Below are 13,683 nucleotides of genomic sequence, written 5' to 3' on the forward strand. Positions count from 1 at the left end.
GCGATGGCGGTGTAGCGTTTACAACGCTTCCAGCTGCTGCACAACCTCGCTGAACCCCGGCCGCGCCAGAACATCCGGCTGACAGCAGCGCTGTTCCAGCGCCTCCAGCACCTCACGCCGATCCGCACTCAGACCCGAGTCGATGCGCGCCAGCAATTCCCCCAGCAAAATCCCGAACGCGCGCACTTCGATGCGTTGCAGTGCGCGGGTTTCCGGGTTGTCCGTGGTGGCATGGAACGACGCCGCGCCAAAGTCCCCCAACAGACAGTCGCCCTGATCGTTCAACAAGATGTTGTGCCCATAGAGATCGCCATGGGTGATGCCTTGTTCATGCAGATGCTCGGCGACCGAAGCGATGCCCCGGCCGATGCGCAAGGCGACATCGGCACTGAACCGGCAGTCATCGGTGTAGATATCCCGCGAACAGGACGCCAGGCTCGGCAACGCGGCGAGGTTGCGATAGCTCGGATCGATCAGTTGCATCACCAGTCCTTGCTGGCCATCGGGGTGATTGCCGATGCGGCCCTCGACCCGGATCAGGTTCGGGTGCAGCCCGGCCGTGATGCAGGCGTTCATTTCGTGCAACGGTGAGCCGTCGCTGGTCATCTCGCCCTTGTAGAGTTTTACCGCCACCGAACGCTCAGGCTGGCCGACCGGCTGCCACATCGCACGGGAAATGACCCCGGACGCGCCTTCGCCCAGCCGTTGCTCCAGACGCAAGGTAGACCAGTCGATCAGCGGCGTGGCTTCCAGTGCGGCGGCGTCGGCCTCGGTTTCCAGCGGGTTGCCGGCGTAGGCCAGCCAGGTCAGGCTCGGCAGGGTCAACAGCCATTGCGGCAATTCTGTCAGCTGGTTGGCGGCGATGCGGATCAGCTCCAGTCGATGGCACTGGCTCAACGATGGCGGCAGCGCGCGCAGACGGTTACCGGCGAGCATGAGTTTTTGCAGGAACGGGCGCTCGCCCAGTTCGGCGGGCAGGGTTTCGATGAGGTTGTCGGTCAGGATCAGCCAGCGCAAACGCGGTGGCAGGGCGGTGCCGGAGACCCGGACAATCCGGTTGGCCTTGAAACCGATCATTGTCAGTGCCTGACATTGGCCCATGCATTCAGGCAGTTCGGTGAACTGGTTATCGGAGCAGAACAGCACGCGCAGATGGCGCAGGCGATGCAAGTCGTCCGGCAGGCTGCTCAGCGCGTTGCCGCTGAGGTTGAGCACCTCCAGCGTGTCGGCCAGGTCGAAGATCTCGGGTGGGAACTCGGTCAAGCCTTCGACCAGGTCCAGCCGGGTGATGCCCGACAGTTCGCCGGCGCGCAATTGAGCAAGGGTGTGCATGTAATGGGTCGCTATCAAAGAGGGCGCAGTGACGCCGGGAATGGGCGGCATGATAACGGCAAATCAGGCCGGTTCACGCACTTCCGGTAATTGCCCCAGTCGGCTGCGGGTGCGGGCCAGGTCAATGGCGTTGCCGGCCAGGCTTTCGTGCAGAGGCAACTGCCCGAGCAGCGTCAGGTGTTTGTCCTGATCGTAGAGCACGTCGATCAGGTTGATGAAGCGCTGCTGGACGGCAATCGAGCATTCGTCCAGTTCCGGCAGTTCATCGATGATCCACTGGTCGAAGCGCCGGCACAGCTCCAGATAATCCATCACGGCCGTGGGCTGCTCGCAAAGGTCATTGAAGGTAAAGGCGACGCGGCGGCCTGTGCACAGACGCGCCTGTAAAACCCGGTTGCCGACCGCTAACGGCTGCGGCGCGGTATCGCGTGGCGGCAAGTCCAGCGCCAGGCGTTGTGCCGGCGTGGCTGGCCAAACGTAATGGCCCTGGGTGAACAGCTGATGCGCGTGGTTGCGCGCCTGGCTGCGGTAGTCGTGGGGGCCGCCGACTTCCATGACCTGCATGCGGGCATTGATCAGATCGATCACCGGTTTGAACCGCGCGTGGTACAGCGGGTTGGGCAACAGTCCTTCCGGCGGATAGTTGGAGGTGACCAACAGCAGGATGCCGCGCTGGAACAGAGCTTTGTACAAGCGGGTGATGAGCATCGCGTCACCGATGTCATGCACATGGAACTCGTCGAAACACAGCACCCGGCAGTCCTGTAGCAACTCGTCGAGGGTGGCGCCGAGGGCGTCGTCCTGCTCGCGATGACGGAACATGCCCTGGTGCAGGCGGGCGAAGAACTCATGGAAGTGCAGGCGCTGTTTCTGCTGGATCGGCAACGCCTGGAAAAAACCGTCGAGCAACCAGCTCTTGCCACGCCCGACGGCACCGTGCAGGTAAAGACTGGGCGGGGTTTGCGCCGAAGGGCCGAACAACAGGCCGGCTTGCTGAGCCATGCAGTCGATCACCCGCTGCTGGCTGTGACTGAGGGTGTAACCCTGGCCATGGGCCTTGAGCCGGAAGTAATCGCGGATTGACTGGGCGCTGGCGCAATGGCCAGCACTGGCCAGGTTTCGCTTGCCGAACAAGCGGCGTAATCCTGAAAGGCGTTGTGACAGACGCGAACGTTCGGGCGGTCGGGCGGGCACGGTGTGGTCACTCCGTCATCGTCAGGCCGGCTCCCCCCGAGCGCGGCGGCGTAGTGTAACCAGACGGATAGTTTTCCTTCCACTGCGCTTTATCGGCCGGCGACTTTTCTGGACAGCATTCTGCGGCACGTACAGGTTTTTTCAGCGTCCTGGCATGCCGGATCGCCAATCTTTCGAAACAAATCACGCCCGATCAATGGATCCAATCGACTGGCGCAATCGGCGTCCGTTGCTAACCTGAAACACTGTAACGACACAGACGCTGTCGCCATCAAGGAACGGGCAGTGAATGCAGGGATGGTCTGGGCATTGCTGGGCGGGTTCGCAACAACGGTGCAGGCCGCCGACCTGCAGGTTGAGGTGCGCGTCGATGTGCAGCGCGGTTGCCAGTTGATCGGCCAGCAGCGCGAAGCCGGTATCGAGCAACTGGGTGTGCTCGACTTCGGCAGCACGGCGCGCCTCGACGATCCGGCCGGGCCGCTCGGGGCGGCGCTGATCAATTCGCGATTGCCGCGCCTGGAATGCAACCCGGACACGCCGTATCAGTTGCGCGTCGATGGAGGCCTGCACGGCGGGACGGGCGAAGTGCGCTACATGGCAGGCGAGGCGGGTGGTAAAGCCATTCCTTACCGTTTGTATCAGGACGCCGCGCGGCGAGTGCCGCTGGTGGTGGACGTGCCGGTCACCGGGAGGGTGCCGGACAGCGGTTCGGTTGAGTTGCCGCTTTACGGGCGGATCGAGCGGATGGCCGAAGTCCCGCGTGTCAGCCGGTATTCGGATCTCGTCAAGGTAACGGTCACCTGGTGATCGAGCGGGATGCAACAGGAAATCGACGTTCAATGACGAACGCAGAGGTCGAGTGATGCTGAAGGATCAGAAGGAGTAGGGACGCAATGACAGGCAAGCACTGGCTGGTAGTCGCCACAGGCGCATTGCTGTTGCTCACCGAGGACGCGCAAGCCGCGATCAACGGGCAGATTCATGCGCGGCTGATTCTGATCGCCGGTTGCGAGGTGACCAATTCGTCCAGCATCGCCAGCCCGGTGGGCGATTTCGGCAAACTCGATTTCGGCCAGCAGGGCCCGACCTGGAATGCCCCCATCAAGGCCAGTCTGGCCAATGACAGCAGCGGCCGCCTCAACGTGGCCTGCAATCCTTCGGTGACCGGCTTCACCGTGACCATCGACGGTGGTGCCCATGGCGACGGTAGCACCCGACGCTTGAGCAACGGTCGTCAGACCATCCCCTATCAGCTGTTTCTCGATGCTTCGGGCAGCCAGAGCTACAGCATCGGCCAACAACACAATTTCGCTGTCACCAGCGGCGCGCAGATACCCATCCCGGTATTTGGCTCGGTGGTGGCGAACACCCGTGCGGTACCGGTGGGTGTCTATACCGACACCCTGACGGTGACGCTCGATTGGTAAACCGTAGAGGAAGGACACCATGCGTACGATTGCATCAAGGATAGGTTTGTCGTTGCTCGGCCTGACGCTGGCCTCCAGCGTCAATGCCGCTACCACGGTCACCGGGCAGATCACCTCCAGCCTGATCCTGACCAGCAGTTGCCAGGTCAACGGTTCCGGCGGTTCTACAGGTTTGAACTTCGGTGCCTTGAACTTCGGCACCGCCAACAGCCTGTTCACCACGGCCACCGGGCAAGTGTTGGGCGGCGGTGGCGGGGCGTTGTCGATTCTTTGCTCTGCCGGCACCACGCCGACGGTCAAGGTGCGGGCCGGTGCCCATGACGGGTTGTCGCCCGGCGGTACGCGCGCGCTGTACGACGGTGTCGCCAACTATGTGCCTTACGACTTGTACACCGATGCCGGGCACTCGCAATTGCTGGCCATCGACGGCGTGATCAACCTCGCCGCCAGCACCGGTGTGGCGCAGACCGTGAACATCTACGGTCAGGCGGTGGGCAAGGCCGGCCTGCCGGCGGGCACTTACACCGACACCATTTCCGTCGAACTGACGTTCTAGTGCCATGGGCCGGCATGGCTGTGCGGCGCTGCTGGTGCTGTGCGCGGGGGCTGTGCCGTTGCCGTTGGCGGCGGTGACCAGCCAGAGCTTTCAGGTCAGCGCGACGATCACACCGGGCTGCCTGGTGGTGGGGGGCGTTTCGAACTATGGCGGGCTGAATTTCGGCTCGAGTTCCGCCCTGGCCACCGGCACGGTGCAAGTGGCATTGACCGGTGGCGTGCAGTTGCAATGCACGCCGGGGGTGACGCTGAACATGACGGTGGATGGTGGCCAGTACAACAGCGGCGGGCGACGAATGCAGATCAGTGGCGGCAGTGCGAAGGTGGCGTATGCGCTGTTTCGCGATGCGGCCTACAGCCAGAGTCTGGGTATCGGGCAGAGTGTGGCGGTGGCCTATAGCGACGCCAATAACATCAGCCTGCCGATCTACGGTCAGGTGCAATTGCCGGGCAATCAGCCTGGGGGGACGTACAGCGACGTGTTGCAGGTGCAGCTGTCGTGGTGATGCAAGGCACAAGGAGCGGGTTTATGGGGTTTATCACGTCACGGCCATGGCTCGTGCGTTGCGCGATGTTGATGTGGGCTCTGCTCGCTGCGGTCAAGGCGCACGCGGCCAGTTCGGTGCTGATCTGGCCGATCGACCCGGTGCTCGAAGCCGATCAGCAGGCCAGTGCGCTGTGGCTCGAGAATCGTGGCAGCGAAACCGCCAATCTGCAGATCAGGGTGTTCGGCTGGAGCCAGAACGGTTTCCAGGAGCAATACCAGAACCAGCGTGACGTGATCGGCAGTCCACCGGTAGCGAAGATCGAGCCGGGGCAGAAGCAACTGGTGCGCCTGACCCGGACCAGAGAAGTCCCGCCTGGCCAGGAACTGGCCTACCGGATCATCATCGACGAAATTCCCTCGGCCCAGCCTCCCGCTGCCGACGCCGGAAAAACCGCCGCCGCGATCCGCTTCCAGATGCGCTATTCGGTCCCCCTGTTTGCTTACGGTGCGGGGCTGTGGAGCAAGGAAGACACGACCCGTCAGCGTGACCCCAAAGGCATCGGCCTGCCGCAATTGAGCTGGCGCACGGTGGCGGTGGATGGCCGGCCTTATGTGGAAGTGCGCAATCAGGGCGCGGTGCATGCGCGCTTGACCGATGTTGCGCTCAAGCAGGGCGGGCAGAGCAAACCGCTGGCGGAAGGCCTGTTGGGTTATGTGTTGCCCGGCGCGGTGATGCGCTGGCCGGCGCCGGGACCTGTGGCGGGGGAGCTGGCGGGACGGATCAATGGCGCCGCACAGGTGCAGAGCATCGCTCCGGCGAAGTAGCGATGGCGGTCTGCGGGCCGGGTAGTGCGGGGCCGCCGGGCAAGCGATTGGCTGGCGGGCAACAGCGGTTTCAGGAGGAACCAGTCCATTGACGGACGAAACACGCTAATGAGTCCGGGATGGGCTCGCCGTATTCAGCGTCCGTTGTGGCTTGTCACCGGCGCGTGTTGCCTGATGTTCATTCATCCATCCGGGGCCGGCGAACTGCCGCCGCCTCCCAGCGGCATGGAGGCCGTCAGCGATGCTCAGTTGTTTCTGGAACTGGTGGTCAACCAGATGAATACCGGTCGGGTGGTGGCGGTGGAACAGCGCGGCGGGCGGTTGTTCCTGCCGGCCAGTGTGTTGCGTGACACCGGTATGAAACTGCCCGAGAGTGCGGGGGCCGAAGTCGATCTCGACGGTCTGCCGGGGCTGCACAGCGACTACGACAGCGTCAGCCAGCGACTGCTGCTCGACGTGCCGCCGGACTGGCTGCCGGAGCAATTCATCGGTAACCGTCAGGTCTACCCGCGCACCCCGGCGCTAAGCAGTTTCGGCGCGTTGTTCAACTATGACCTTTACCTCAACGACACCGATGACGCCGGGACTTATCTGGCGGCATGGAACGAGGTGCGGGTGTTCGACAGTTGGGGCACGCTGTCCAACACCGGGCAGTACCGGCGCACCTTGTCGGGGGATTCGGTCAGCACGCTGAGCAACGGCTATCTGCGCTACGACACCACATGGCGCTTCTCCGATGATGAACGGATGCTGACCTACGAGGCGGGGGACGTGGTCAGCGGCGCTTTGCCGTGGAGCAGTTCGGTGCGTCTGGGCGGCGTGCAGTTCTCCCGGGATTTTGCGGTGCGCCCGGACCTGGTGACTTATCCGCTGCCGCAGTTCGCCGGTGAAGCGGCGGTGCCGTCCTCGGTGGACCTGTTCATCAACGGCTACAAGTCCAGCAGCACCGATTTGCAGCCGGGACCGTACACGCTGACCAACATTCCGTTCATCAACGGCGCGGGCGAAGCCGTGGTGGTGACCACCGATGCGCTGGGTCGACAGGTATCGACCACCGTGCCGTTCTATGTCACCAGCAGCCTGTTGCAAAAGGGCTTGAGCGATTTCTCGGTCAGCGCCGGTACGCTGCGCCGTGATTACGGGCTGAAGGATTTCAGCTACGGGCCGGGCGTGACGTCGGGCAGCCTGCGTTATGGCATCAGTGACAGCTTCACGCTGGAAAGCCACGCCGAAGCGGCCGACTCACTGACCCTTGGCGGGCTCGGCGGCAATCTGCGGCTGGGCAATTTCGGGGTCCTCAACAGTGCGATCAGCCAGAGCCGTTTCGACGGTGACGGTGGTCAGCAACTCAGTCTCGGTTATCAGTACAGCGCTCAACGTTTCAGCTTTTCCTGGCAACGGTTGCAACGCCGCGACCAGTACGCCGACCTCACGGTGGTCGACAGTCCTTACACCAGCCTCAGCAAGCGTAGCGAGCAGGCGACCCTGAGCCTGAACCTTGAGCGCTGGGGCAGTCTGGGTGTCGGCTACTTCGATATTCGGGCGGCGGACGAAACCCGCACGCGGTTGCTCAACCTGAGCTGGAGCAAGCCGTTATGGCACAACAGCAGTTTCTACCTGTCGGCCAACCGCGAAATCGGCGATGCCAACTGGGCGGTGCAGGCGCAACTGGTGATTCCGTTCGACCTGCGCGGCAGCCTGGCTATCAGCAGCGAGCGCAGCAAGACCGGGCAGACTCAACAACGCGTCAACTACAGTCGTGCCGTGCCATCCCAGGGCGGGGTGGGCTTCAATCTCGGTTATGCCAACGGCGACGGGCCTGATTACCGTCAGGCCGATGTGACCTGGCGTCTGCAATCGGTGCAATTGCAGGCCGGAGTCTACGGCACTTCGGATGCCGAAACCCGCTGGGCCGATGCCAGTGGTTCGCTGGTGTGGATGGATCACCAAGTGTTCGCGGCCAACCGCATCGACGATGCCTTCGTAGTGGTCAGCACCGATGGTTACGCGGATGTGCCGGTGCGTTACGAGAACCAGCAGGTCGGCCAGACCGATCGCAATGGCCACTTGCTGGTGCCGTGGAGCAGTGCCTACTACCGCGGCAAATACGAAATCGATCCGTTGAACCTGCCGGCCAACGTGCGCAGTCCGAATGTCGAACAGCGCATTGCCGTGCGACGTGGCAGCGGCTATCTGCTGGAATTTCCGCTGAGCCGGGTGATTGCCGCGAGCATCGTGCTGGTGGATGCGCAGCAGCAAGAACTGCCGCTGGGCAGCGGCGTTCTGCATGAGGAGAGTGGCACGCGCACGGTGGTGGGCTGGGACGGGCTGGTCTATCTGGAAAACCTGCAAGCACAGAACTCATTAAAGGTGACCCTGGCAGATGGCAAGACCTGCCAGGCGCAGTTCAATGTTGACCTGCAACAGGATCAGATCCCACTGATCGGGCCGCTGGTGTGCCAATGACGTGGGTTCGGCTCTGCCTGTGGCTGGTGCTGACGTTGCCGGGGGCGGCGCAGGCACTGTGTTCGGTGGTCACGACCACTCCGGCCGCGTTCGGCACGATCAGTTCGATTGCCGTCCGCACGACCTCGCAACCCAGTTCCACGCTGAACGGAGGTTTGAGCTGTACGGGCTCGCTACTGTCCTTGTTGAGCACCAGCGACCACTTCTGGGCCACGGTGACTTCGACCCAGAGTGGTTTGCTCGGGCCGACCGGCGACGTCATCGGCTACACGATCTACGCCAACAACAGCACCAGCTACCCGCTGACCCGGGGCACCGCCTATGACTTCGCCCGTAACGGCATCATCGATGCACTCGGACTGCTGGGCGGCACGGTGCCGAAAACCGTGCCGCTGTACCTCGGCACCACCATCGGCAGCAACGTAGCGGCCGGTGTCTACACCGAAACCCTGAGCATTTTCTGGAACTGGAACTACTGCTCCGGGATTGGTATCGGCTCGGTGTGTCTGGGGCGCGATATCGGTAGCGGCACCACGACACTGACGGTAAACCTGACCGTGGCCAACGATTGCACCATCACTGCGCCCAACATCGCGTTCGGCAGCGCCCCGGTGATCAGCGCGTTTACCCCGGTGACCGGGCAGACCATCAACCTGGCCTGCACCAAGGGCAGCGCCTATACCGTGGGTTTGAACGACGGGCAGAACGCGGTCAGTGTCGGCGGTCGACGACGAATGATTTCCGGCAGCAATTACCTGGCCTACGACATTTTCAAAAGCGCCGGCACCACCCGTTGGGGCAGCGTCGGGGCGGCGCGTCGGGCCAGCAGCGATGCCGAGGTCAATCCGGGCAATGGACTGGGTACCGGCAGCCAGATCTTCAACTACAACGCGAAAATCTACACCGACCAGACCACGCCGCCCGCCGGCACCTATCTGGACAACGTGGTGCTGGATGTCGGCTTCTGATCCGATCAGAAGCGCACGGTCTGCTTGAGCAACTGCGCTGCCGGGGTGTCGGTTGGGCTGACCATGGCGTAGTTGTAACCCTCGCCGGACCAGTACTCGGCTCGCAGATCCCCGTCGAGACGGCTACCGCGTGGCAGGAAGGTGTTTTTCGGCCCCGGCGGGCGCACGTAGAAACTCACCTTGTGCCCGGCGTGATCCTCATACATCACCATCGCCGCCGGGCCTTCTTCGGTGCTCAGCAGGCGTCCGCTGACTGGCCAAAAACCGGCCGCCGTCAGGTCCGGCAGGCGGTTGGCCTGGGTGAAGTAACGGTCGAGCCAGCGCTGCATGTCACCCTCATCTCCGACCTTGTAGTCCGCCGGCAGAATCCCTTGCTGGGCGGTCAAACGGTACGCCTGCAAGGCATCGGTCATGGGCGCAACCGTGCGTAAAAAGGTCATTTCCCGGGCTTGCCAGCCACTGACACCGCCGATGCTGACCGCTATCAGCAGCACGGCTGCGCTGGCCCATTGGCGGCGTGATCGATGCTTGAGCCGCTGGCGGATCAGCGCCGGATCGAGGTCTGGATTCGCCGGCTGTTGCAGGGCGCCACCGAGGGCGGCGCGCAGGTGCTGGGCGTCCTGTTGCCAGGCGCGGATCAATGTGGCGTCGTCGGGGTGGCTGGCCAGCCAGTTTTCCAGCACACGCCGGTCGGCGTCGCTGAGCTGGTGGTCGATGTAGGCGTGCAAATCACGCTCGCTGGGGGGCAGGCTGATCATTTGAGTATCCGCAAGGAAGGGCTGCTGATTTCGCCGTCGCTGAGCTGGCGCAAAGCCTGGCGGGCGCGGGACAGGCGCGACATCACGGTGCCGGTGGGGACGTCGAGGATCTCGGCGACCTCCTTATAGGTCAAGCCTTCCACCGACACCATCAACAGCAGGGCGCGTTGCTCGGTGGGCAGGCGATCGAAGGCTTGCAGGGTCGATTGGGCAATCACGGTGCGCTCCACCGAGGGTTCGGCGTCATCGCGGCCGGTGAAGAATTCGAGCATCCGCGCGTAGCGCCGAGAGCGTCGGTGCGCATCAAGGAACTGGCGATACAGGATCGAAAACAGCCACGCGCGCAGATCGCCCTCGGCGCGTTTGTCACCCCAACTGGACAGGGCTCGTTCCAGGCTGGCCTGCACCAGGTCATCGGCGCTGCTGCCGTTGCGCGTCAACGACACGGCAAAGCGCCGCAATCGGGGGATCACTTCGCGAAGTTGTTCGTCGAGTGTGTTCATGGCAAGGGCATGCTCAGGGTCAGAAGCGCGTTAGTAGTAAGAAAGACGCCTCTCGATACAGCTTATTCCATCCCGTGCGTTGAAAGATTTCATTACCCACTGCGTAGGAAAACTCACCGCATCTTGAAGTCCATGTAATGGATTCAAATTTCCCGGCTCAACCCGTCCGACAAGCGCAAACAGTCACCGAAGCAACCTGAAGGCCGCCGGTGGCTGATTTGGCTGGAACGATAACTTGAGCAATAGGGATGTTAGAGATGCATGCAATCGCAATGGATACCCAGTTCAGATCGTGTGTTGAACCAGACGCGTGGCGTCAGTTCGGTTGCGGTCCGGTGGTCGAGCCTGGATTCTCGTTGATCCATCGCGCAATCGAAGTGCAGGCGGCGGCTCATCCGCAGAGTCTGGCCGCGTGTTTTCAGGGGCAAACCCTGACGTACGGTGAACTGAACCGACAGGCCAACCGGCTGGCCACAGTGCTGAAGGCTCAGGGCGTGGTGCCTGGTGATCATGTCGCCCTGTTTGTCGAGCGTTCTATCCCGATGCTGGTGGGCATGCTTGCCGCGTTGAAGGTAGGGGCCGCCTATATTCCACAACATGTTGGCATAACGCCTGCGACTCAATTGCGCCACATCATGGAAGTCGCTTCGACGCGGGTGGTGCTGACGCTTTCAACGCTGGCGCATGCCATTCCCCTGACGGTGGGGCAGCACTGCATCCATCTGGACGCGTTCATCGATTCGCCAGGCTCGATCGCCGATGACTTGAACGTGGGGAATGCTGCATCGTCCGGGGATGCGCTGTGCTTTGTGTTGTTCACTTCCGGCACGACCGGGCAACCCAATGGCGTCAGGGTTACCCAACGCAATCTCTGCAATATTCTGCTAACCGCTCCGGGCAATCTTGGTATGCGGCCCGGGTTGAAAGTCGGGCAGATCCTCAACATCGCTTTCGACATGGCGGCCTGGGAGATTCTGGGTTGTCTGGCTCACGGTGCAACGCTGATGATTCGCGGCAAGGACATTGCCGAGACTGCCGAACAATGCGATGTGCTGATCGCAACACCGTCGATTCTCGCCACGCTGGATCCCGCGCGCTGCAGTCAGGTGAAGGTGGTAGCCCTTGCAGGCGAACCCTGCCCGCAGCCATTGGCAGATCGCTGGGCGTCCTTTTGCACCTTTTACAACGCCTGTGGCCCCACCGAAACCACCATCATCAACACCCTGCAGCATTACAAGGGTACGGGACGGTTGACGATCGGCAAACCGACGCCGAACAACACGGTGTATGTGCTGGATGAAACGGGGCAATTGTGCGGGCCGGGCGAACAGGGCGAGATGTGGGCCGGTGGCGACTGCGTGACGGCCGGCTATCTGGGCAACCCCGGGCTGACTGCCGAACGCTATCGTCTCGATCCGTTTCTGGGGCAGGGGCGCATGATGTTTCGCACTCGCGACCTGGGGCGTTGGACCGATGAGGGCGAGCTGGAACACCTCGGGCGTGTGGATGATCAGGTGAAAGTCAGGGGCTTTCGGGTCGAGCTGGATTCGGTGTCGGCCGCGCTGGAGTCGACACCGGGTTGTGAGCGCGCCGTCACATTGAAGTTCGATAACCGCAACCTGGTGGCTTTTGTCTATCCCGTTTCCACGGACATCGATGCGGCACGACGACATTGCGAAGAGCGCCTGGCTTATTACTGCGTTCCTTCGATGATTCTGCCGGTGGATGACATTCCGCTGACCTCCCGGGGCAAGGTCGACAAACGCCTGTTGCTCGAGCGAGCGCAGGCGCACAACACACAGCGTGCCGCCGCCGAACAGGAGGCGGGGCAATGAGTGGATTGGACACAGGCATCACTTTGCCTGCGCAGCGTACGTTATGGCGACGTCTGGGAACGTTGCCGCTGTTTTCTCATTACAACCGGCTGGTCGTACTGGTGTTGATCTGCAATTTCGTTGCGCTTGGGCATGGATTGACTGCCGGACAGTGGTGGTCAGCGTCGGGAAACGATCTGGAGGCGTTGTCGCAACTGGTGCTGATCAATCTGTCGATGGCGATCCTGGTTCGTCAGCAATACCTGATCAATGTGTTGTTCTGGCTGGCCACTCGTGCGCCCACGACCTGGCCTTTGGCGGTTCGTCGGTCACTGGCCAAGGTTTATCACTTTGGTGGCTTGCACAGTGGCGGGGCGATGGCGGCGATTGCCTGGTTTATCGCGTTGTTCGGCTCGCTGGTTTGGGAGCGGATCGAAGGTGTGGGTGGGGTTTCGCTGATGCTGTTGGCGATCAGCGGCATGTTGCTGGTGCTGTTGTTGCTGATGGTGATCATGGCGTTGCCGGGAATTCGCTCGCGTTTTCATAACGGTTTTGAACGCACGCACCGTTTTGCCGGTTGGGCTGCTCTGCTGTTGTTCTGGGCCATGACTCTGATATTTGCCCGGGACCGCAATCCGACGACGGATCTGGCGCAGGTGTTGCTGACGTCTGTGTCGTTCTGGATGTTGCCGGTGCTGACGCTCAGCATTGCGTTGCCCTGGCTGCGCCTTCGCAGGGTACCGGTGTCGATGGTCAAGCCCTCGTCACACGCAGTCATTGCCCGATTCGATCACCACACCCCGTTCGCTGGATCCTCCACCGCAATCAGTCGTAATCCGCTGTGGGAATGGCATTCCTTTGCCAATATCCCTGCACCGGGCGAGCGCGGTTTTCGCTTGATCATTTCCCGGGCAGGTGACTGGACAGGCGAGTTGATCGAGCAGCCGCCGACCCATGTCTGGGTCAAGGGCATCACCACCGCCGGGGTCGCCCGTATCGAAACCCTGTTCAAGTCGGTGGTTTATGTCGCCACTGGCAGCGGGATCGGCCCGGTGCTGCCGCATCTGTTGGCGGGGCAGGTGCCCATTCATCTGATCTGGTCGACCCGCAGTCCGCGAAAGACCTACGGCGACGCGTTGGTTGATGAAATTCTTCAAGCCCAACCCCAAGCACATATCTGGGACACCGATCTGCTGGGTAAGCCAGACCTGGTGATGCTGGCTTACTCAGCTGTTCAAAACCACGGCGCGGAGGCGGTGATTTGCATTTCCAACCAGACGTTGACGGAGCGTGTGGTCAAGGAAATGGAGGGGCGGGGCATTCCGGCCTACGGCGCGATCTGGGATTCCTGACG

Annotated in this window: 13 protein-coding genes; 9 read left to right on the forward strand and 4 right to left on the reverse strand. The window is 62.2% G+C overall.

All coding sequences use genetic code 11. The features are described 5' to 3' along the window. Nucleotides 1-18: 18 nt before the first annotated feature. A complete protein-coding gene (locus AC07VV_RS20280) occupies nucleotides 19-1,332 on the reverse strand; it encodes a protein kinase (protein ID WP_495037282.1) in 1,314 nt (437 codons plus the stop codon). A gap of 63 nt (nucleotides 1,333-1,395) precedes the next feature. Continuing rightward, nucleotides 1,396-2,526 carry a cell division protein ZapE gene (gene zapE / locus AC07VV_RS20285; protein ID WP_495037283.1) on the reverse strand — a complete coding sequence of 377 codons (1,131 nt, stop codon included), beginning with the start codon at nucleotides 2,524-2,526 and terminating at the stop codon, nucleotides 1,396-1,398. Nucleotides 2,527-2,823: 297 nt separating this feature from the next. Between zapE and AC07VV_RS20290 the strand changes: the two genes are divergently transcribed. The 7 genes from AC07VV_RS20290 to AC07VV_RS20320 all read left to right on the forward strand — a co-directional run bounded on the left by AC07VV_RS20290 (nucleotide 2,824) and on the right by AC07VV_RS20320 (nucleotide 9,254). Next, nucleotides 2,824-3,333, forward strand: a complete 510-nt coding sequence (locus tag AC07VV_RS20290) for a Csu type fimbrial protein (RefSeq protein ID WP_493065207.1) — start codon at nucleotides 2,824-2,826, stop codon at nucleotides 3,331-3,333. Nucleotides 3,334-3,419: 86 nt separating this feature from the next. After that, on the forward strand, nucleotides 3,420-3,953 hold the full coding sequence (locus tag AC07VV_RS20295; protein ID WP_102621734.1) for a Csu type fimbrial protein: 534 nt from the start codon (nucleotides 3,420-3,422) through the stop codon (nucleotides 3,951-3,953). Between the two features lie 19 nt (nucleotides 3,954-3,972). Continuing rightward, nucleotides 3,973-4,509, forward strand: coding sequence for a Csu type fimbrial protein (locus AC07VV_RS20300; RefSeq protein WP_495037284.1), 537 nt, complete (start codon nucleotides 3,973-3,975; stop codon nucleotides 4,507-4,509). A gap of 4 nt (nucleotides 4,510-4,513) precedes the next feature. After that, on the forward strand, nucleotides 4,514-5,014 hold the full coding sequence (locus AC07VV_RS20305) for a Csu type fimbrial protein (RefSeq protein ID WP_495037285.1): 501 nt from the start codon (nucleotides 4,514-4,516) through the stop codon (nucleotides 5,012-5,014). A gap of 23 nt (nucleotides 5,015-5,037) precedes the next feature. Then, a complete protein-coding gene (locus AC07VV_RS20310; protein ID WP_495037286.1) occupies nucleotides 5,038-5,820 on the forward strand; it encodes a fimbrial biogenesis chaperone in 783 nt (260 codons plus the stop codon). A gap of 108 nt (nucleotides 5,821-5,928) precedes the next feature. After that, nucleotides 5,929-8,286: a fimbria/pilus outer membrane usher protein gene (locus AC07VV_RS20315; RefSeq protein WP_495037287.1), complete on the forward strand. Its 2,358-nt coding sequence runs from the start codon at nucleotides 5,929-5,931 to the stop codon at nucleotides 8,284-8,286. Continuing rightward, nucleotides 8,283-9,254, forward strand: coding sequence for a Csu type fimbrial protein (locus AC07VV_RS20320; RefSeq protein ID WP_495037288.1), 972 nt, complete (start codon nucleotides 8,283-8,285; stop codon nucleotides 9,252-9,254). Before AC07VV_RS20315 ends, AC07VV_RS20320 begins: the two co-directional genes overlap by 4 nt. A 5-nt stretch (nucleotides 9,255-9,259) precedes the next feature. Here AC07VV_RS20320 and AC07VV_RS20325 read toward each other — a convergent pair whose 3' ends face one another. Both AC07VV_RS20325 and AC07VV_RS20330 read right to left on the reverse strand, forming a co-directional pair. Continuing rightward, nucleotides 9,260-10,012, reverse strand: a complete 753-nt coding sequence (locus tag AC07VV_RS20325) for an anti-sigma factor family protein (RefSeq protein WP_495037289.1) — start codon at nucleotides 10,010-10,012, stop codon at nucleotides 9,260-9,262. Further along, nucleotides 10,009-10,515 carry an RNA polymerase sigma factor gene (locus AC07VV_RS20330; protein WP_495037290.1) on the reverse strand — a complete coding sequence of 169 codons (507 nt, stop codon included), beginning with the start codon at nucleotides 10,513-10,515 and terminating at the stop codon, nucleotides 10,009-10,011. Before AC07VV_RS20330 ends, AC07VV_RS20325 begins: the two co-directional genes overlap by 4 nt. A gap of 257 nt (nucleotides 10,516-10,772) precedes the next feature. Here AC07VV_RS20330 and AC07VV_RS20335 point away from each other — a divergent pair, with 257 nt between their 5' ends. Both AC07VV_RS20335 and AC07VV_RS20340 read left to right on the forward strand, forming a co-directional pair. Beyond that, the gene (locus tag AC07VV_RS20335; protein WP_495037291.1) at nucleotides 10,773-12,350 is read left to right on the forward strand and encodes an amino acid adenylation domain-containing protein; all 1,578 of its coding nucleotides are present in this window, start codon (nucleotides 10,773-10,775) and stop codon (nucleotides 12,348-12,350) included. After that, a complete protein-coding gene (locus AC07VV_RS20340) occupies nucleotides 12,347-13,681 on the forward strand; it encodes a hypothetical protein (RefSeq protein ID WP_495037292.1) in 1,335 nt (444 codons plus the stop codon). Before AC07VV_RS20335 ends, AC07VV_RS20340 begins: the two co-directional genes overlap by 4 nt. The last annotated feature ends 2 nt before the right edge of the window (nucleotides 13,682-13,683 follow it).

It is taken from the genome of Pseudomonas sp. GW821-FHT02C04, assembly GCF_059421845.1.